At 39.0% G+C, this 18,456-nt stretch carries 20 protein-coding genes; 11 read left to right on the top strand and 9 right to left on the bottom strand.

Features of this window, described 5'->3' with window-relative positions:
• Positions 1 to 278 precede the first annotated feature (278 nt).
• Both ORQ98_RS17315 and ORQ98_RS17310 read left to right on the top strand, forming a co-directional pair.
• Positions 279 to 713, top strand: coding sequence for a hypothetical protein (locus ORQ98_RS17315; protein ID WP_274690066.1), 435 nt, complete (start codon positions 279 to 281; stop codon positions 711 to 713).
• 10 nt (positions 714 to 723) lie between these two features.
• The gene (locus tag ORQ98_RS17310; protein WP_274690065.1) at positions 724 to 2,142 is read left to right on the top strand and encodes a hemoblobin-interacting domain-containing protein; all 1,419 of its coding nucleotides are present in this window, start codon (positions 724 to 726) and stop codon (positions 2,140 to 2,142) included.
• Positions 2,143 to 2,393: 251 nt separating this feature from the next.
• On the opposite strand, the gene ORQ98_RS17305 is transcribed toward ORQ98_RS17310, so the two are convergent.
• Complete coding sequence (locus ORQ98_RS17305; protein ID WP_274690064.1) at positions 2,394 to 2,702, bottom strand: DUF2288 domain-containing protein; 309 nt, start codon at positions 2,700 to 2,702, stop codon at positions 2,394 to 2,396.
• Between the two features lie 2 nt (positions 2,703 to 2,704).
• Positions 2,705 to 3,544: an isopenicillin N synthase family dioxygenase gene (locus ORQ98_RS17300; RefSeq protein ID WP_274690063.1), complete on the bottom strand. Its 840-nt coding sequence runs from the start codon at positions 3,542 to 3,544 to the stop codon at positions 2,705 to 2,707.
• A gap of 138 nt (positions 3,545 to 3,682) precedes the next feature.
• Between ORQ98_RS17300 and ORQ98_RS17295 the strand changes: the two genes are divergently transcribed.
• The 5 genes from ORQ98_RS17295 (at position 3,683) to ORQ98_RS17275 (ending at position 9,614) form a co-directional block, all read left to right on the top strand.
• Entirely contained in the window at positions 3,683 to 4,870 is a 1,188-nt protein-coding gene (locus ORQ98_RS17295) for a M48 family metallopeptidase (RefSeq protein ID WP_274690062.1), read from the top strand.
• The gene (locus ORQ98_RS17290) at positions 4,860 to 5,522 is read left to right on the top strand and encodes a TIGR00266 family protein (protein ID WP_274690061.1); all 663 of its coding nucleotides are present in this window, start codon (positions 4,860 to 4,862) and stop codon (positions 5,520 to 5,522) included. The genes ORQ98_RS17295 and ORQ98_RS17290 overlap by 11 nt, the downstream gene beginning before the upstream one ends.
• Positions 5,523 to 5,547: 25 nt before the next feature.
• Entirely contained in the window at positions 5,548 to 6,225 is a 678-nt protein-coding gene (locus ORQ98_RS17285) for a TIGR00266 family protein (RefSeq protein WP_274690060.1), read from the top strand.
• Between the two features lie 29 nt (positions 6,226 to 6,254).
• Entirely contained in the window at positions 6,255 to 7,280 is a 1,026-nt protein-coding gene (locus tag ORQ98_RS17280) for a TIGR00266 family protein (RefSeq protein ID WP_274690059.1), read from the top strand.
• 513 nt (positions 7,281 to 7,793) lie between these two features.
• Complete coding sequence (locus ORQ98_RS17275) at positions 7,794 to 9,614, top strand: trypsin-like peptidase domain-containing protein (protein ID WP_274690058.1); 1,821 nt, start codon at positions 7,794 to 7,796, stop codon at positions 9,612 to 9,614.
• Between the two features lie 471 nt (positions 9,615 to 10,085).
• On the opposite strand, the gene ORQ98_RS17270 is transcribed toward ORQ98_RS17275, so the two are convergent.
• The 4 genes from ORQ98_RS17270 to ORQ98_RS17255 all read right to left on the bottom strand — a co-directional run bounded on the left by ORQ98_RS17270 (position 10,086) and on the right by ORQ98_RS17255 (position 12,049).
• A complete protein-coding gene (locus ORQ98_RS17270) occupies positions 10,086 to 10,451 on the bottom strand; it encodes a VOC family protein (RefSeq protein ID WP_274690057.1) in 366 nt (121 codons plus the stop codon).
• Positions 10,452 to 10,566: 115 nt separating this feature from the next.
• Positions 10,567 to 10,911, bottom strand: coding sequence for a hypothetical protein (locus ORQ98_RS17265; protein ID WP_274690056.1), 345 nt, complete (start codon positions 10,909 to 10,911; stop codon positions 10,567 to 10,569).
• A gap of 36 nt (positions 10,912 to 10,947) precedes the next feature.
• Complete coding sequence (locus tag ORQ98_RS17260) at positions 10,948 to 11,253, bottom strand: putative signal transducing protein (RefSeq protein WP_274690055.1); 306 nt, start codon at positions 11,251 to 11,253, stop codon at positions 10,948 to 10,950.
• Positions 11,254 to 11,755: 502 nt separating this feature from the next.
• Positions 11,756 to 12,049, bottom strand: coding sequence for a hypothetical protein (locus ORQ98_RS17255; RefSeq protein ID WP_274690054.1), 294 nt, complete (start codon positions 12,047 to 12,049; stop codon positions 11,756 to 11,758).
• A 238-nt stretch (positions 12,050 to 12,287) separates the two neighbouring features.
• Here ORQ98_RS17255 and ORQ98_RS29630 point away from each other — a divergent pair, with 238 nt between their 5' ends.
• Both ORQ98_RS29630 and ORQ98_RS17250 read left to right on the top strand, forming a co-directional pair.
• The gene (locus tag ORQ98_RS29630; protein WP_425347693.1) at positions 12,288 to 12,434 is read left to right on the top strand and encodes a phage integrase N-terminal SAM-like domain-containing protein; all 147 of its coding nucleotides are present in this window, start codon (positions 12,288 to 12,290) and stop codon (positions 12,432 to 12,434) included.
• Between the two features lie 520 nt (positions 12,435 to 12,954).
• Positions 12,955 to 13,728, top strand: coding sequence for a substrate-binding periplasmic protein (locus tag ORQ98_RS17250; RefSeq protein ID WP_274690053.1), 774 nt, complete (start codon positions 12,955 to 12,957; stop codon positions 13,726 to 13,728).
• A gap of 144 nt (positions 13,729 to 13,872) precedes the next feature.
• On the opposite strand, the gene ORQ98_RS17245 is transcribed toward ORQ98_RS17250, so the two are convergent.
• The 3 genes from ORQ98_RS17245 to ORQ98_RS17235 are packed head-to-tail and all read right to left on the bottom strand — an operon-like array spanning position 13,873 to position 16,024.
• Positions 13,873 to 14,754: an alpha/beta fold hydrolase gene (locus ORQ98_RS17245; RefSeq protein ID WP_274690052.1), complete on the bottom strand. Its 882-nt coding sequence runs from the start codon at positions 14,752 to 14,754 to the stop codon at positions 13,873 to 13,875.
• 39 nt (positions 14,755 to 14,793) lie between these two features.
• Entirely contained in the window at positions 14,794 to 15,597 is an 804-nt protein-coding gene (locus ORQ98_RS17240; RefSeq protein WP_274690051.1) for a helix-turn-helix domain-containing protein, read from the bottom strand.
• Entirely contained in the window at positions 15,554 to 16,024 is a 471-nt protein-coding gene (locus ORQ98_RS17235; RefSeq protein WP_274690050.1) for a carboxymuconolactone decarboxylase family protein, read from the bottom strand. Before ORQ98_RS17235 ends, ORQ98_RS17240 begins: the two co-directional genes overlap by 44 nt.
• A 392-nt stretch (positions 16,025 to 16,416) precedes the next feature.
• On the opposite strand from ORQ98_RS17235, the gene ORQ98_RS17230 reads away from it, so the two are divergent.
• Both ORQ98_RS17230 and ORQ98_RS17225 read left to right on the top strand, forming a co-directional pair.
• Positions 16,417 to 17,235: a hypothetical protein gene (locus ORQ98_RS17230; protein ID WP_274690049.1), complete on the top strand. Its 819-nt coding sequence runs from the start codon at positions 16,417 to 16,419 to the stop codon at positions 17,233 to 17,235.
• 334 nt (positions 17,236 to 17,569) lie between these two features.
• Positions 17,570 to 18,454 carry a type 2 periplasmic-binding domain-containing protein gene (locus tag ORQ98_RS17225; RefSeq protein WP_274690048.1) on the top strand — a complete coding sequence of 295 codons (885 nt, stop codon included), beginning with the start codon at positions 17,570 to 17,572 and terminating at the stop codon, positions 18,452 to 18,454.
• Positions 18,455 to 18,456 lie beyond the last annotated feature (2 nt).

Genomic DNA, 18,456 nt, shown 5'->3' with positions numbered 1-18,456 from the left:
GGCAGTCTAGGGCCTGTTAACAGGCCCTAGTATAAAACAAATACAGCCTGTAGGCAGGGATTGCATCAAACAAAGAAAATGGTTTTCAAAATAAATGATAATGATTATTATTGTCGCGAAAAAATGGATTCACCCCATAGGCTTTATCATAGGAATTTAAAGGACTATTGTGCTTATTTAGCAGATATCCCCCAACAATAACAAAATAAGCACTTACTTACTTTATTTTCAAGAATTAATGCTTTCAGGAATTAACAACAAACAGAAAAGGAGTCAGAATGAGCTTTCTTAAACCCTTGCTGGTAAAGAGTGGAATAGTCATTATGTCCACAATCACCGCTTTGCCACTTTATGCGAACCCTCAAATAAACAATAGCTTTGTCGTACAAAATGAAGCGTATCGACAAAATTTATCGGAAGACACAAGTTCCTATCTTGCTACTGATGAATATTTAGTGGCTGATGGCTATTTAGTAGCTGATGGCTCTGGCATTCTTAATATAGAGCACACTGCATTTGCCGTTATTCACTTAAAAAAACCATTACCTAAAAGCGTTCAGTTCTCCCTAAATGGTGAAGCCGTGGTATTCCAGAAGGTCAATACCGCAGGCACTGTATTAAAATGTGAAGTTGATAATGTAAGGGATAAATGGCTTGAAATTACCGGGCCACAAATTGATATCCGTCAATTACTTACATTTAAAGACTTATAAGGGACTTAAGATGATCAACAAACTACAGTATTTCATCGCTTTTTTATTACTCACCAGTCAGTCTGTAGCCTTTAGTGCCCCTCATGAAATATACGGCTACCTCCGTATGTCTGTATTTGAATATCACACTCGTTATTATGATGAAAATGGCAACGTTAAGGTCTATCCCTGGCAAACCCATATTGATTTAACAGCCGACGAAGCTGATATTCAATATCTTTTTGCTGATAACACACCACTTGGTCAAGATGTTGTCGTGACTTTTGATCAAGATGCTGAATGGGAAAACGCTATTTATAAAGTGGCTAAAACGGATGATTCGGGCAACCCTAATCGAGAAAGAGAGCTTAATTGGCATTTGCAGGATAATAAAATTATTATTGACGCGTCTTCAGCCCCTTTAGCAGGTTATAATGGCCAGCATAAAATAGTTGTAAGAGCCCATGGTTATCAACCCCGTTTTATTACTATCCATCTCGTAAAAAATGCACCTCGCATTTATGTCTCTAATGGGAGAACACCGGTAACTGGAGAAGCGCTGCGGTTAAAACTAAAAGATTTTTCCTATCGCTTTGTCAACCCAATTTATGAAGTAACGGTTGATGACAAGGTTTTAACTAATACTGATTACCGGGTCATTTCTAATTTGGTGACTATTGAAGAACATGTCATTCGTACGCCCGGTTTACACACCATCACCATCAAAGCCTGGGGTTATAAAACAGCCAAAAGAACCCTGAAATTTCGCCGTGGGCAACACTCTCTACCAGAAGTACCTGTTACAGTGACCGAAGACGCTGTTACCCATGAGCCAGCGACAATGACTGAATCAGGTCCTTTTATGAATGCGGCTGTGGTATTTAATTTTGATTTAGTCAGTAATGCGTTTATTTTACAAAAGCTGGGGCTTGAAACGCAGGCTGTTACTCAAATAATTGATGCCTGGGAAAGTACCGATAAAACCATGGTAAGAGCCGCCGGGCAAACCCAGTTTTACAGCTGGGAAGATTACACATACGAAGCAATGGAAGCCGAAGTAGTTGGCGACTACCTTAGTTTCCAAGCTTTCTTAGCACTTCAACCCAATGAATATTTAGGCAGGCCCTACCAAGTAAAGTTCATGTTAAATGATGGCCATTTTGGTGAAGCGGTTGCATTTAATCAAGCTATTGCGGTAGACCCACCAGCAGTGGATGTTGAAGTTGAAGCCACTACTGGTAATGTTGTCATTCGCACCGAAGCGCCTTTCTGGTTGGAAAAAATTCAGCGGATTAAAGTTGGCGCTACTCAACTTTGGGACTACGAATATACCATAAATAATAATGTTATTCGTCTTCTTAATCAGGATCGATTTATGAGTGGGAATAATGTAGTCACCATTATTGCAGATGGCTATCGGGATTTAAAATTAACTATTGTTTTGGATTAAAATTATACCCTCTTTGAAAGCAGAAGTTTGATTGTGCTGCAGTTTTAATCCCCCCTTTAAAAAAGGGGGGCTAGGGGGGATTTTATTTAATCATACTAGGCAAGCAGGTTGTTTAAAGAGATTTGAGAAGGTTTTCATGAAATCCCCCTCAATCCCCCTTTTTCAAAGGGGGAAGCTGGATTGTGCTATAGCTCTAATTCCCCCTTTCACGATAGCCTCTTTGAAAAAAAGGGCAATACTAGAGTATAATTTTAACTCTTCTTATCCTGCACCAGCACCCAAGGCCTCACCACTACAGCCCATAAAGTACTGTCATTTTCATACCAAGTCGTGGCTTGTTGATCAGTGACTTTATGTATTTTCCCTTCAGCCAGCCAGGTCTCAACCTGAGTTTTATTATCTTGAGATACTTGCGCTGCAACTTCAATTAAATCCAGTGCTTCAGTAACCGCTATTACCTGCCCTGCCGCAAAAAAAGGCTGCAAGTCTTTCCAGACAATGGTTGAGGTTTCAAGATTTAATTTCGCTTTCAGCAACTCTTGTTGATCAAGCTCTGCCATTATTAAATCACTCCAAGCTCTCTCAGCCTTTCTTGCAGGTATTCACCTGCCGTATAACGTTCTGACAATACAACATCTGGGTTAGGGTGCAAAAATAATGGTAACGAAATTCTCGACTTGTCGCGTCTGCCGCCACTCGGGTTAATCACCCGATGAGTAGTAGAGGGAAAATACCCTTGTGAGGCTTCCTGAAGCATATCACCAGTGTTAATAATTAATGTGCCGAAGTCACAGGGAACATCCAGCCATTCACCATTACTGCCTTTCACTTGTAAACCAGGCTCATTAGCAGCAGGCAAAATAGTCAGTAAATTAATATCTTCATGAGCAGCCGCACGAATTGCCCCAGGCTCTTCTTCACCCGTTAATGGCGGATAATGCAATACCCTTAGCAAGGTACCACGACTGTTTTCTATCATTTTTGATAAAGGCATTGAATAGTGCTGAGCGATTTCAGCTGGTGTATGTGACTCTACCCAGCCCAGTAACTCAGTAGCCAGTTGGTTAGCTATTTGATAATAACTCATGGCTTCGGCTTTCAATTCAGGCGGTGTTTGTCCCCAAGGGTAAATATGGTAATACTCTTTAATGTCTTTAACCTGATGGCCTTTCGCTACCTCAGACACATCAGGAGGAAAATAACCATCTTGGGTATCCACATTGTATTGATACTGGTGTTTTTCAGCACTGACAAAAAATTCATACCAATTTTGATAAATAGACTCTACCAGGGTTTGCGAAATCGGGTGGTTTTTTAATACCCCAAACCCTGTTGTTCGTAAAGACTCAACAAATCGCTGGGCACAATCAGGGGCTAAATAATCAACAGTCTGTACTTGCATTACTATGACTCTATTACTACAAAATCCTGACAGTTTAGCCAGCTATTGACTGATTCGCAACCAACTTGCCAGCTCACTGGGTTTATTAAGATCAACTGAGTGCTAAAATTTCAGCAAATAATCAACATAAGACATCATATGATTCAAACCCAATCCAGTTATACTGCCCATGCCTTTTACCAAGATCTTCCCAATGGTCGCTGTTCAGGGACCTTAACCATTGGTAAAGGGAAAATAGTCTTTGCTGGAGGGGGGCAAGCGCTAAGCATCCCCATAGAAGGCAGTGAATTTAAATTAGGCGGTGCAAGTAACCGTTTGGTGTTTATTTCTCACCCTGATCAGCCTGACTTTACTTGTTATACCAACAACCTTGAGATTCTCAAAAACCCGTTGTTGACCAGCCACTCTGCCATTGCCGCTCAATTTACTAACGCCAAACGAAAGCGAACAAAAAACAACTTTATTTTTGCTACTATCGCGCTACTAATACTTGCCAGCCCTTTTTCGCTTTACTTCGCCATGAGCCCTGCTGCTGCGTTACTTGCCAGACAAGTGCCGGTTAGCTGGGAACAAACATTAGGAGAGCAAGCGATAAAACAATATCAACTCAGCAGCACCTTTATGTCTGACAAACAGGCAAAAATCTTTCTAAGCCCCCTGACCAAACCGTTGATCGACGCAATTCCCAACAGCCCATATCAATTTCATTTTTATGTTGCTAAAGATGAAGAAATTAATGCATTTGCCTTACCTGGCGGCTACATTGTGATTCACTCTGGGCTAATTTTAAAAGCAGATAGTGCCGAAGAATTGCTGGGCGTTGTTGCCCATGAAATCGCTCATGTTACTGAGCAACATGGATTACGCAACATTATCAGTGCTACAGGCACGTTTATCATTGTGGACGCGTTGCTAGGTGACATGTCTGGTCTTTTAGCTGTCCTTGCAGACGCAGCCCCGTTATTAATTAACCAAAGTTATTCCCGACAGTTTGAGTCAGATGCAGACGAGCAAGGCGTGGTTTTATTAAAAGCTGCCAATATCAACCCACAAGGGCTTCATCAATTCTTCAAAAAAATTCAAGAGGAAGAGGCCAAGCGCCTAGCACAAATTACTGGCGATGATAGCCATGAAGTAGTTCAACAATCTCTTACCCTATTAAGCAGCCACCCAGCCACATCAGATCGAATTAGTCAGCTAAAATTATTAACACAAGAAAATGATCGCTCCTATCGTAATTTGAACCAGGAGTTTGAACAATTGAAACAAGCCGTACAACAATTTGTCACCCATACTTCATCGGACCCCACTACAGATGAAAACTGAAATTAAAGGCGGTCGTGCTTTTTCCTATTTAGATATTCAACTTTCCCCTGGAGAAACTATAACGGCAGAGTCGGATGCCATGGCAACCATGTCGGCTGATTTAGACCTGACATCAAGATTTAATGGTGGTTTTTTACCGGCCTTAGCCCGACGTTTTTTAGGGGGAGAAACCTTATTTATTAACGAGTTTGCAAATAATAGCAAAGGCAATCGACAAATAACGCTGGTTCAGCCAACCCCCGGTGAAATTAAAGAAATTGAGTTAAAAGGTAACCGCTTGTACTTGCAACCTGGCGCCTTTCTCGCCTGTACCCAAGGTATTAAGCTTGGGGTCAAATGGGCTGGTATTGTTTCTTGGTTAGCGAAAGAAGGTCTGTTTAAAGTAGTCGTCAAAGGGCATGGTAAAGTCTGGTACGGTGCATTTGGCGCATTATTGGAAAAACAAGTTGATGGCGAATATATTGTTGATACCAGCCACTTAGTTGCCTATGAACCGACTATTAAACTCAAGTTACAATTGGCAGGCGGCATTTTCTCTAGCCTATTTAGTGGTGAAGGGCTGGTCACTCGTGTTGTTGGTAAAGGCAAAATTATTATTCAAACTCGCAGTTTAGCGGGATTAGCTGGCTGGATTAATCCTAAATTACCTTAGGGCTTTTGTCCAAAGGATGCCCTTGATGAATATACAACTATTACATCGCCCAGGAAATACGGCTGCCAAAGTCACCTTAAACCCTGCTGAAATTTGTACAGCTGAGTCAGGCGCCATGATTGCGATGAGCAATAATATTCAAATAACCACAACAACGCATAAACGCGGGAAAGGCAGTATTATAAAAGCAGTTAAACGGATGGTAGCAGGCGAGTCACTTTTTATTAACCATTTTGAGGCACAAAAAACACCAGGTGAAGTATGGTTTGGTACTGCATTGGCTGGCGATTTGGAAGTCATGCAGCTTGATAATGAAACCCTGATTGTTCAAGGTAGCTCTTTTCTAGCCTGTGAACATAATATTGAAATCGACCTGGGCTGGCAGGGATTTAAATCGGTATTTTCGGGTGAACGGGTTTTTTGGGTGCACCTTCAGGGCACAGGAAAAGTAATTGTCAGTTCCTTTGGTGCTATTTATCCCATTCAAGTGGATGGTGAGTACATTGTAGATACTGGCCATATTGTTGCTTTTAATGAAACGCTGAACTTTACCATCACCAAAGCGGGTAAAAGCTGGTTACACTCATTTTTGGGCGGCGAAGGCTTGGTGTGTAAATTTCATGGAAAAGGTACCGTTTGGTGCCAATCTCATAACCCCAGTAGTTTTGGCTCATTACTTGGTAGTGATCTTAAACCCCGCTAAAAATATAGCCAAAGCGAAGGACAGCATCTATGTCAGATAACCAATACCAAGTCACCCTAACGGGCAAACTAGCTGGGTCCACTCATTTAGAACAAGCAGCCACCGAGTTTGCTCAACTGTTTAAAACAACCCCTGAACTAGCTAAACAAACTCTGCAAAAAGGCCGAGTTACCATTAAAAAAAATATCAATAAAGCAGCAGCTATTAAAGTTCGTAATGCACTTGATAAAATTGGTATTGGTTGTCGTATATTAACCGCACAAGAAGCCGCAGCTGAATTAGCTGCTCTTGCTCAACAGAAAAAAATTCAAATCGAAAAAGCTTCCACTTCTTCCACCTCAATTGATAGCACCCCTATTGATAGTTACGAGCCGCCTGCTGATCATCCTGGCTTGCAGTTTAAAATTGAAGGTAAACCCGATTACAGCTTTGTCACTGTTCAATTACCAGCTAACCGAACGCTGAAAGTAGAAGCCTCCGCCATGGCAACCATGGATACCCATATTGAAATGAAAACTAAATTAAAAGGAGGTCTAGGCAGGTTTGTTACTGGAGAATCGATCTTTATAAATGAATTTACTGCCACCCATGGCCCTGGTGAAATAGGCATTGCCCCTGGGGCACCTGGTGACATGGCCCATATCTATTTAGATGGCGATATTCTTTATTTACAAAATTCTGCTTTTGTTGCCTCTGCCATGAATGTCAATATTGAATCAAAATGGCAAGGCTTTACCAAAGGCTTTTTTTCTGGAGAAAATTTATTTTTGATTCGAGCTTCTGGCAAAGGTGACTTATGGTTTAACAGCTATGGCGCCATAATAGAAATCGATGTTCAGGGTAATTACGTTGTAGATACTGGGAATATTGTAGCATTCACCGAACAACTGGATTATAAAATAAGTAAGGTAGGTGGTTATAAGTCTCTATTCTTTTCAGGGGAAGGCTTTGTCTGTCGCTTTTCAGGACAGGGTAAAGTATGGATACAAACCCGTGGTGTTGACGCTTTTGCCTGGTGGGCTCATACCTATAGACCAAGTAGAAGTAGTGGTTAATATACCCGTCGCTTAGGGTATTTTGACTATTTTTAGAAGCACCCTTAATTCATTAATGTATTTTCATTAATTAACAATATTATTCAAGCGCCCCTTCAACAATCAGCTTATTAATAATAAATTAGTCATCATACTTTATAGATACAAGGCTTATCACACTCTATTTGAATGCCTCATTATCATATATCACTCTATATAAAAACCCTCTATATAAAAACCCCCTATATAAACACTCCCTATATCAATAAGACTAGCATTTATTTTGAGTTAATATTTCATAAAAACACACTCAATAATTATCAGCGAAATCTCAACTTAAAAAAGTCAACCTTAAAATTAATATTTCACAATAAACTAAAAAAATATTTCAGCCTTATTATAAGGCTAACCGGTTCTCGATTTCTTGGTAGGTAATTTCGTTATAGTTCTTCAACACTTTTAACTATTTATTAAAAACATGCCCTTAGGGTCTATAAACCCTTAAGGACTCGTTGCATCTTCAAGGCAGTCATCATGAGTTTACCTAAATTACACCCGTTTGCCTGTTTGTTTACTACGCTGGTAACCGTTGCACCCTTTAGCTATCTTTCTGCTCAATCACAAACTGATCAAGCAGCGATACAAAATGTATTAACGTCTAAATCAGCAATAAGCCAAAATGCTGGAATAACTAGAAATGCAACAGTAACTACAGATGCTACAATAAAAGAAAATGTATTAACTTCATTACTATCCACAAAAACAGAAAATAACACAACACAAACCATAGAAGCTAGTGCACAGCCGCAAATAATTAAAATTGCAGATAAAGTCGTTACGGCTACTAGCTTAGTACCTAATCAATCACTCAAAAAAGATCAATCTCACACAATTCAGGAACCCGGCGCCAGCTTTATTAAAATTCATTTTAGTGCTTTTAGCCTTCCTAAAAACAGCCAAGTGATTGTCAGCAACCCTGATGGTAGCGAAGCATATCGCTATGGTAATAGCAAACGCGATAATTTCACCTTTGATCCTGATAATGGAGAAGATGGTAAACAGGCTTGGGCCAGTATGTCGATTAGTGGTGATACCGCCATCGTCAAAGTTGAAACTGATCCTAAATACCCCTGGGTAGAAGGGAAACATCAATTAAAAATTGGTCACTATTGGAAGGGCTACCCAGAAGAAGTGGTTGAGGAACTCATCCAAACTCGCTCCACCTGCGGCAAAATGCAACGAAAAGATGCGGTTTGTTATAAAGACTCTCACCCAACTGAATATGCTCATACCAAACCTGTCGCCCGCTTGGTCATGGGCGGGGGTTTATGTACAGCCTGGCGAGTCAGTGCCGACAACCGTATGTTTACTAATAACCATTGTATGAGCACTCAATCAAAAGTATCCAATTCAGAAGTCTGGTTTAACTATCAACGCAGCCAATGTGGTGGTGGACAAAAAAATAAAGTGGTAAAAGTCTCTGGCGATAAAATGTTAAAAACCAGTCGCAGTAATAGTTTAGACTACACCTTATTTACCGTTAAAGACTTTAACTCAATCAAGTCATTTAGTTATCTGGGCCTCGATGTAAGAGAACCTCAACAAAATGAAGATATTTATATTGCTCAGCATGGCGCAGGCAACCCTAAAGAGCTGAGTATTGAAGACGATCAAAATTCACGTAACCGCTGCCAGGTAGATAAACCCACCAGTAGTCGTAGTAATTTAGGCTATAAATGTGATACTACCGGTGGTAGTTCTGGATCACCTGTATTGGCAAATAAGAGCCACAAAGTTATTGGTTTACACCACTGGGGAGGCTGCCCAAGCGGCACTAACTCGGCAGCTAAAATTAAAGATATCTGGCCAGAAGTCGCTGAGCATTTTAATAATAAAGTACCTGCCGATGGTGTAGGCGGTAATCCTAACCCTAATCCTGATCCCGATCCAAACCCCAATCCGAATCCAAACCCTAAGCCCAACCCCGATAAGTTTAAACCACTTTCTAACAAGCTTAATGCCTGCCTAGGGGTAAATAGCAGCGCCAAAATAAATGCCAGCAGCTGCCAAAATGATAAATCACAACAATGGGAACTAGACACCAAAGGCCTCTTACATCCAGCCAGCGCACCTGAAAAATGCTTACAAATGCCACAATGGTGGAAAGGCAGCAACCGCGCCGTTATTGGCAGCTGCGACAGCAAACAACTTCACCAACGCTGGCAACTAAAACAAGGCCGCCTTGAAAACCTGGCTTACCCAATGATTTATTTAAAACATTTTAAAGCCTACGGCGACTGGGTTGGCGTATGGACTAAGGATAATGCAGAAGGTGCACAGTGGCAGTGGAAATAGCTGTAGTTGTTAATTTTTATTTCATTTAAATGGAAGTATATGAGGAAGTGGCTGAGTGAAAATTTGGTCACTTTTTTTATAAAAATTAGAAAATTTGAGTTACCCCCCTTCACAACCCTATTTCACAAAAAACCATTCATAATTTGTTGAATTTATTTAAATTTTATATTATTTGTACAGGTAGACTACATATATAACACACATAAATATCAATGAGTTTTAGGCTACCATTACTAAGAAGTACACGACCAAGACCGTATGCGAAGCTATTCGTACCGCAATATCTCATGAATAGAATACTATATAGTCATCATAGATAGATACCCCCTACCCTACAACACATAACGTCCGCTTAAGTGGTGAGCAACGCTAATACAACACTCAGTTATTGCACCGAAAACACAAAAGCCAATTTAGAACAAAACCGCCGAGCGTTGCGAATCCGTCTTGAAACGTTTGTTAGGCAATACCTTATTGGTCACGGAATGACCTACTAGAAATACTCACGGAGTTTCCATCAGGATCTTTAGTATTTGAAAACTGATAGCCCTTTGCTTCATGTATAGGACCAAATTCAATATTTGACTGTTTAGCAATAGAGATAAAGTTAGCAACATCTTGTACATGAAAGCTCAGTTTTACCCCAACCTGACCTAGTTTTATACTCTTAGCCGCTTGATGAATTAGAATTCCAGCCCCTCCACAAGTAGGAGTCAACTCAATCAAGCCATCAACAACTTTTCCCGTTGTTTTGAAGTTAAAGAGCTTGCTGTAAAACTCTGCTGATTTTTCCATATTACGTGCATATATCATGATGGTACCGAGTGATGCTTCCATACTTAACTCCAATATCTATAAATAACGCGTATCACTAGTTGCCTAACGCCCACATAAAAGGCGGAGCGTCAGCGACGTCCAGCGCAACGAAGTGGAGCGGATTTTGATGTGCTTGTTAGGTATTTGCAACGTAAATTCTCGGAGTGGGCGAATAATAGACTCTAAACTCAGTGTCTGTTTTCTTAGGATTGCAATATACACGAATAACTTTCTCATCACTCCATGCTTGAAAAGCTATCTCCGACACATACTCTTGGTAGATATTATATACCACGACACCGTTCGATATCAGCTTGGCACTAAATGATATATTGCCAAATGGAGAATGGGTAACAATCAGCTCACTACCATCTTCATAAAGATATATATAAGAAAACAAACCCTCATCGGGGTCGTTCTCATCAGATAAGCCAAACCCTTTCTCAAAGAACTCTAGTTCCTCTGGGTATTTATAATTCACTGCAATTCTTACCATGTGCCGTACAAGATTGCTTTGTTATGAGTGCTCTGTTTGACAACTCCAACAAAACTCAAAAGATGCATCATTCTTTTCATTACAGTTGTTACAATTCCATTCTTCTGAATCCACAGAACTAAGTGAAGATTCTATCACTTGAACAGCTTTTTCATAGTCAGAATCATCTACGACCCAAAGCTCAAGCCAAGTATCTAAAGGTGATAGATCCCCCATACCTCCTGCAGCATATTCATTTTTTAAAGTAACCGCTATTCCTGAATTTTCTACAAGGTTTTTTGCGTTGCTGACTAGGAATCGGTTTTCATTCGTATATATTAACTTCACAGATGTTTACTCATAATGTAGTGTTAACCGGCGTTTGAATGCGAACGACCAGAGCGGTAGCGCAGGGAACGAGCACTTAAATGTCCCGATGAAACACATTGTTATTCATCTTGTTCATTCAGAAACTAAATATTGAAGCGATCGCATCAAAAATAGAGAGAAGCCCATCAATTATTACTTCGAGAGTTCCTGACAATATCTCTAAGAGCCCCTCCCCCGCACCCACACTTGGCACTGCCGCACCAATTATTGCCGCTGCGACTAATGCACTAGAGTACATTTCGACTCCTACAAACAACATATACACAACCGAACCAATTATCAGAAGCGAACATACCGCTCCAAGAAGTCTGACTCCAATTGACTTTTCCTTTCTATTACTCATTTTTTAGTTTCACTATTACATGATTCAATTGCATAACGCCAAGCTAGGCGGCAGCCGAACTGCAGGTTTGGCTGTCTAGTGCAGGCCTGCAGGCCGGAATGATGCTTGAGCAACTTGTTATGTGTTTTTGACGTTGTTCCTTAATCCCCGCAGATAGATATAACCCAGCTCAGTAAAATATGGACGAGCCTCAATTGGTCGGCTAATGACATACCCTGATGAATTTATGATTTCAACCACATACTGATCATTGCTTGATGAGGCTGTGATAGCCGAGTCAATAGCGCTTATCCATGCCTCTATTTCATCTTCTTGGGTGCTGTCGATATTCATAATATCGAATGCTTCTTCGAGCTCGCTTTGAGCAAGGCAAGAAAATAAATTCTTTAGTTTACTTTGCCAGCCTTCCATATAACTCACTACACATAACTATTAATGAACGTCACTCTGACGCAAAGTACTACGTCGCATTGACGTATAACAATCGAATATATTTTAACCAAATCACAAACTTATTACTAGAATAATGTTGGTATGACGCACTCAACTAACTGATTTATATAAAATTGATCATCTTTCAACCAGCACTTTGACGCCCATCTATTCACACTGTACTTATACAGAATTATATCACCTTAATAGCTATGTGATGTATGCGGAGATGATTATGGCAAGTCTATTACTTGAGAAAGTGAGACAAATTAGGGTTAGACACTACAGTCTAAAAACTGAGAAATGCTACTTATATTGGATACGACAATACTTATGTTTTCTTAAAATAAATAATTTGCACTGAAAATGTATTCTTTTGCTTAAACTGAGATAATTTTTCACTTTGTGAAAATAAAAATTAATCCTTAAAGCCCTTACACAACAAGGTTTAGCTATTAATTATTGCCATAATTAAGTTTGCAAAAACCTCTATGACACAAACTCCACAGGTGGGGAGGAGCAGTGCTTTTTTCGGTCTTCTTAATTCTCGGAGGAGTTGATGATGGCTAGGGATAGAAAGTAATTTGTCATATGGAAGGACAGGTGGCCATGAAATAATTGCGCAATATTTAAGCAGTAAATGCTGTGGCTACTCAGTACAAATGCAAAAGATATATTGCGTAGAACAATACTTTTTTCAGGCTAAATTAGCCGACTCCATGTATGTACTTACTGACAGTTTTGAAAGCGTAACAGATAAAGTTAGCAAGAACGAGTAGGAATCATTCAAGGTATCTTTAGAACAATTGAGCATCTAGTATGATAAAACTTTAATCTTCAGCTATATACTCACTTGTACGCTCTAATCCTAAGGATAAAGCTTAATGAGTATAATCTCTAAGTTTGTTCTCTTAATGTTACTCCTTCAGCAAATTACTTATTATGCACATGCCAGAAAGCTAATTGTAGTAGGTGTTCCTGCTCCTCCGATGAGGTATCTTGATTCAAATAAACAGCCTCGGGGGTTTGATATTGATGTACTCGATCATATTTTGAAAAAATTAGGCCATGAATATATTGTTGTTCTAATAGATTCTTCTCCTAGGATTGAGATAATGTGGCAAAAAGGAGATATGGATATATTGATGACTTATTCATATAAGGAAAAAAGGGGAAAATATCTTATATACCCCAAGGAGTCGCATGTAAAAGTTGCATGGAACTTTTTTATTAGGAAAGAAGATAAAGAAAAAATTAAATTTCAAGATTATAGCGACCTAAAAGAGTGGCGAGTTGGTGCTTCTTCAGGAAAGTCTTACACAAAAGAGTTTTGGGAAGCTACTAAGTTATTTCCTAATATTCAAATAATTCCAAGAGATGCTGTGCAATTAAGCAAGCTGATTAATAAGCGGCTGGATGTTGTTCCTCTTGAAACTCTTTCAGCATTATATAAAGCTCATCAACAAGGTATCTCGGACCAAATAACATATCTAAAGAAACCATTAAAAATAAAGCCATATTATAACCTATTTGTCAAAGCATCATCTTATCCTAATTTAAAATCTTTGGTCAAAAAATATGATGAAGAGCTTTTAAGAATGAAACACGATGGAACGTTAGGCAGAATAAAACAAAAATATCATTTTGTTGATATTTAATAAACTATCATCAATTTGTGAAGAGCTACTGATACAGTCAAGCTATTCAGTATGAGATGGTATCTAAATGTAATTACTTGGTAGCCAATCTATTCTTAAGCTCCCTTAATTCAGCCGATAACAGACCGCATCGGCAATTTATACCTACTCTTCAATACTTAAAAGGAATTCATCAACGGCTTTATTGAATTCTTTAAACCGCTCCCAAAACATCATGTGCTTGCCCATATAAACCGTAGTGGCAGATGGGGTGTTAGCTTTAATCCACTTTTCTGCCACCGCCTTCTTCTCATCCCGCACAACATATAATAAAGGCATTTTTCCCTCCAGTGCGATAAGATCCTCACTGTAATCAAGATAAAACCCTGTAGCATTTGTAATGGAAGCAACACTGCTTGACGTTTGATTAGCGATTTTTGATACCCAGGCAACTTTCTCAGGGGTGGGGGTTTCAAGCATCCATTTGCTAAATTCCGCAATGACGTTATCTCGATTCTCGATGATACCCTCAGTAAACGACCGCGAATAACCATCCGAATCATCGTCAAGATACCAGACCCACTCGTCGTATGATGCTCCTGCTATATCTGGCCCAGTGTCAATCATTATCATAGCTTTGAGCTTATCAGGTCCAAACTGGTTCAAATACGCCAGTTGCTCCATAACACCATATGACCAACCCGCCAAAATGATATTCTTCAAGCCCAGCTTTTCGATCAATTGGGCTAGATCACGAGCGTGTTGTTGATAGGTGTGGCCCTCAACTGGTTTTGATGATTTACCTTGGCCTCTTGGGTCATAAGCCAGTGCCCGATACGTTGTTGAATTTTTAAAGTGTGCGAGTTGATGTTCAAAAACATCGGTTGACATCATCCAGCCAGGAATAAAAATGATAGTAATGTCGCCGCTGCCAGCTTGCTCGTAATGTATAGTGAGATTTTCATTGATCTTAACGTCTTCTGCAGGTACACCACTTGCAAAAAAACTCAGACTTACAATTATTATTACGAGGTTTATAATTCTCATCGTCTTTCCTAATTTTGAAATCGTTAGGCTGTAGGGCACCTATAATTTTCCTGGTGTAGTACATGCAATAGTACGAAATTCCCGTGTCATATGAGCCTGATCACTGAATCCAAATTGTTGAGCAACATCCGCCAGGTCTACGTTTTTATGTAGCAGTAAAAAGCAAATTGTTTTTTTAATCCGTAAAATGCGCTGATAATGTTTTGGGGTCATCCCCAGCCAAAGCTTAAAAAGACGCTCGATCTGTCGTTGGCTCAATTGAATACTTTTACTAAGTTGCCCCAAGGCTTCATTTTGTTCAATACACTCCAGTGCTTTTTCCAGAGAGTCTGGAATCACATTGGTAAAATCCAGATTTTTATCTGCCCACTGATACAGCACTTCAATCTGGCTCTCGTTATCTTTTTGCATCCGGAGTTGAGAATAAATTCGGTAGAGGTTATATAGTTGATCTTGTTCTGACGATAATAATGTGGGCTTATCGAAGTGCTGCCCTAAGACACCATAACCAATTGCCGGATAGAAGCGGATACCTGCGAGTAGTGCTCCAGAAGATAGAACAATGTTCTCCGCCTGTTTATTTATCGGCAGCATGATGACACCTTCCGGGAGAGTTTCATTACCAATCGTCACGTCACCCATAAGATTAAAAATAATTCCACTCCCGGCATCAGAATACAGTGACTTCACTACCGAATCTGGTTGAAGTACAGATGCTGACCATATTCCTTGTATAAACGCAGACAGCCGTCCCGATGGTTTAGACAGCTGAAAGTTGAATACTGGCTTAATTGATTTATTACGGTTTATAACTGCCCACCTCTGGCTTGAATGTTTTAGCAATTCGGTTCCAACTGTTGATGGCATTAATTGCAATGGTCAAATCCACAACAGCTTGTTCACCTAGTATCTTTACCACATTCTGATAGTTGTGATCATCCACAGGTTTACCTGCAGTCAAATACTCAGCCCAATCCAGTGCTGCGAGTTCAATCTCTGAGTATAAGGGCATATCACGCCACGCACTTAAACCAATAATACGTTCCTGAATACGTTCCTGAGTTTCACCCTGATTCAGCATATCTTTGCTATGCATATCAATACAAAAAGCACACTGGTTGATCTGCGACACTCTCAGTTTAATCAATTCCCAGATTGAGATCGTCATCGTTTCTGAAGCACTAAATTGCTCACGCAGATAGTCTTCCTGTTTCATCAAAATCTGCATCGCTTTGGAAGCGAGATCTAAGTAGTTGGCACGTAAAGCCATATTTTATCTCCTCAATAGTGAGTTATGGGAGATAAGATAGCTAATGGCTCAAGACAGGTATTGAATATTTTCGACACGTATACTGCTTAAACTGATCACTGATTGAGGCTATTTAACACCGTATTGCTAGGACTTCCAAACGTATGGCTATGCTTAGTCATAGCCTACCCAACCACTATCATAAACTCCGATAAGCTGCATGCTAGAGTCGTTGACTGATTGTGGTAAACGATTATGTATAGGTGATAGAAAAAAGCTGATTAACACATTCATTAGATACTTTTTGTAATAGAGCCTATGCTTAAGATAACATTATCTAGAACTAGACATCTATAAGTCATAGTTCTGTCTAGAGATATTCATTAGCTGTTAGCTTCTAGGAAATTGCTAGAATGAATCAAATGCCATTTATAGCTATTTTTATAATAGCGATTGATTTATATGTAAACCTGGCAATAAGTGAAGAAATTTCAGATAACGTCGTCAAAAATTCTATTATTGGCATATGGTCTATGATTCCTCTCAAGAATGGTATTGCTAATGTTGTAGAGTATACAAAAGATGGTAAAAGTAAGGTGTACTCGTTTAATTGTATTAAAAAAAATGAAAGGGTAGTTGAAATATCTGACTACAAAGTAAGTCAGGATGGAAAAATAATTTACATTTCTTCTGAAAAAAATAGCTTTGAGTTAGAAGTATTAACTTTACAACCTAAAGCAATGAAGCTTAGTATGAATTTCAATGATCATAAATTAACATTTCAATATATTAAAACCAATAAAATTGAACCATTATGTTCATTATTCAAATGGAAAGAACCTAGTGAAACAAAAAAAGGTGCATTTGATGGTAAAGAGTTTATTCATAAACCAATAATACCTATTAGACCGGATATAGATAGATACATTGGAGCATGGGCTAATGATAAAGGTGAAATTCAGATCACCATAATAAAAGATGCTGATGGTAATATAAAGTTACATTTGGAAAGTGATAAAAATTGGAACTATTTATACAATAATGTAAGTTGGGTTGGCAATGAGCTACATTATCAAAGTTTTGCCTACTCAGATAAAAAAGATCTGTTTACACACCCTTACCATAAATCTAGAATGAAAACTATAATTACCCCTGTTAGCGATTATAATAAAATCAAATACTCATTTTTTATCGACAGCTCTCGATATGATTATATTTTAACAAGGAAGTAGTTATTAAATAGGATGATAAGCTCATTTTTAACTATTCCTTGATTTTATCAAACAACCCTACATGTAACCTACCCAATCCAGGCCACCAACCCGAACCCCATAATGGGTGGGTGCTTGCCTTCTTTTGAATTAGTTATGGCCTGAAAGTAAATGTGATTGGTTAAGGGGTTCTTAGAGCTTTTGTATTGCAGCTGAACACCCTTCATCAGAAGTAAAGAGCCTATCTAGTCCTGTAATAATATGACTCGTTAAACTTGAAATTGAGTTATTAGTCATATCTAGTGAATGACGTGCTATGCTTAAAAGTTATAGATAAAGTAAGCTGTAAGATCAGATGAAAGCACTTGCCAACATTATCGCTTCTTTAAGCATTGTTATAAGTAGTACTACTTATGGCGAGCTAGTTGTAAAACATGTTCCGCCAGAAAGTATTCATGATAAACGACATATCTATTTCATCGATCTATTAAAGATCGCTCTCAAGAATACTCAAGATACATATGGAAGCTTCAGGCTTGAAATGTCCCAATCGTTAATGAACCAAGACAGAGCAATTGCAAGCCTTCAGCAAAATAAATTCATAGATATACTATGGACAATGACATCTATTGAACGAGAAAACGTGTTATTACCAATACGGATTCCTTTGATGAAAGGATTGCTGGGGCATCGTATTTTTATAATAAGAAAAGTAGATAAGGAAAATTTTGAAAAAATTACAACGCTTAAGGAGCTTAAACAACTTCAAGCTGGTCAAGGCCATGACTGGCCCGATACTAAAATACTGCAAGCAAACAGTTTTTCTGTAACCATAAGCCCAAACTATGAGGGATTATTTAGCATGTTAGAACACCATCGTTTTGATTATTTCCCTAGAGGAGTAACAGAAGTTTGGGAAGAATTAAAGGAATATTCAAATAAAGGATTTATGCTTGATATGAAATTAATGCTGTACTATCCAGCACCAATCTACTTTTTTGTTAACAAATCTAATAAAAAACTTGCCAGTCGAATTGAAACAGGACTATGGATAGCAATTAAACAAGGAGATTTTGACCGACTATTTTATAACCATCCATCACATGCAAGCACATTACGATCAGCCAAAATGGAAAATAGGATTATCTTCACGCTCAAAAATCCACTGCTTCCTCTGGAGACTCCCATTGACAATGAAATACTTTGGCATAAAATTAAAAGCCACCTTCCCAGAAGGTAGCT

Origin of the sequence: Spartinivicinus poritis (assembly GCF_028858535.1) — a bacterium.
GTDB classification, from domain to species: domain Bacteria; phylum Pseudomonadota; class Gammaproteobacteria; order Pseudomonadales; family Zooshikellaceae; genus Spartinivicinus; species Spartinivicinus poritis.
Note: the sequence above shows the minus strand (reverse complement) of the source record. Positions and strands in the feature narration are given on the sequence as shown.

Bases quoted from the DNA above. Each gene is read 5' to 3' on its own strand.
- ORQ98_RS17295 (WP_274690062.1), top strand. From the start codon at position 3,683: ATGATTCAAACCCAATCCAGTTATACTGCCCATGCCTTTTACCAAGAT.
- ORQ98_RS17305 (WP_274690064.1), bottom strand. From the start codon at position 2,702: ATGGCAGAGCTTGATCAACAAGAGTTGCTGAAAGCGAAATTAAATCTT.
- ORQ98_RS17270 (WP_274690057.1), bottom strand. From the start codon at position 10,451: ATGGAAGCATCACTCGGTACCATCATGATATATGCACGTAATATGGAA.
- ORQ98_RS17285 (WP_274690060.1), top strand. From the start codon at position 5,548: ATGAATATACAACTATTACATCGCCCAGGAAATACGGCTGCCAAAGTC.
- ORQ98_RS17280 (WP_274690059.1), top strand. From the start codon at position 6,255: ATGTCAGATAACCAATACCAAGTCACCCTAACGGGCAAACTAGCTGGG.
- ORQ98_RS17255 (WP_274690054.1), bottom strand. From the start codon at position 12,049: ATGGAAGGCTGGCAAAGTAAACTAAAGAATTTATTTTCTTGCCTTGCT.
- ORQ98_RS29630 (WP_425347693.1), top strand. From the start codon at position 12,288: ATGTATGCGGAGATGATTATGGCAAGTCTATTACTTGAGAAAGTGAGA.
- ORQ98_RS17235 (WP_274690050.1), bottom strand. From the start codon at position 16,024: ATGGCTTTACGTGCCAACTACTTAGATCTCGCTTCCAAAGCGATGCAG.
- ORQ98_RS17290 (WP_274690061.1), top strand. From the start codon at position 4,860: ATGAAAACTGAAATTAAAGGCGGTCGTGCTTTTTCCTATTTAGATATT.
- ORQ98_RS17275 (WP_274690058.1), top strand. From the start codon at position 7,794: ATGAGTTTACCTAAATTACACCCGTTTGCCTGTTTGTTTACTACGCTG.
- ORQ98_RS17225 (WP_274690048.1), top strand. From the start codon at position 17,570: ATGAAAGCACTTGCCAACATTATCGCTTCTTTAAGCATTGTTATAAGT.
- ORQ98_RS17300 (WP_274690063.1), bottom strand. From the start codon at position 3,544: ATGCAAGTACAGACTGTTGATTATTTAGCCCCTGATTGTGCCCAGCGA.
- ORQ98_RS17230 (WP_274690049.1), top strand. From the start codon at position 16,417: ATGAATCAAATGCCATTTATAGCTATTTTTATAATAGCGATTGATTTA.
- ORQ98_RS17310 (WP_274690065.1), top strand. From the start codon at position 724: ATGATCAACAAACTACAGTATTTCATCGCTTTTTTATTACTCACCAGT.
- ORQ98_RS17250 (WP_274690053.1), top strand. From the start codon at position 12,955: ATGAGTATAATCTCTAAGTTTGTTCTCTTAATGTTACTCCTTCAGCAA.
- ORQ98_RS17315 (WP_274690066.1), top strand. From the start codon at position 279: ATGAGCTTTCTTAAACCCTTGCTGGTAAAGAGTGGAATAGTCATTATG.
- ORQ98_RS17245 (WP_274690052.1), bottom strand. From the start codon at position 14,754: ATGAGAATTATAAACCTCGTAATAATAATTGTAAGTCTGAGTTTTTTT.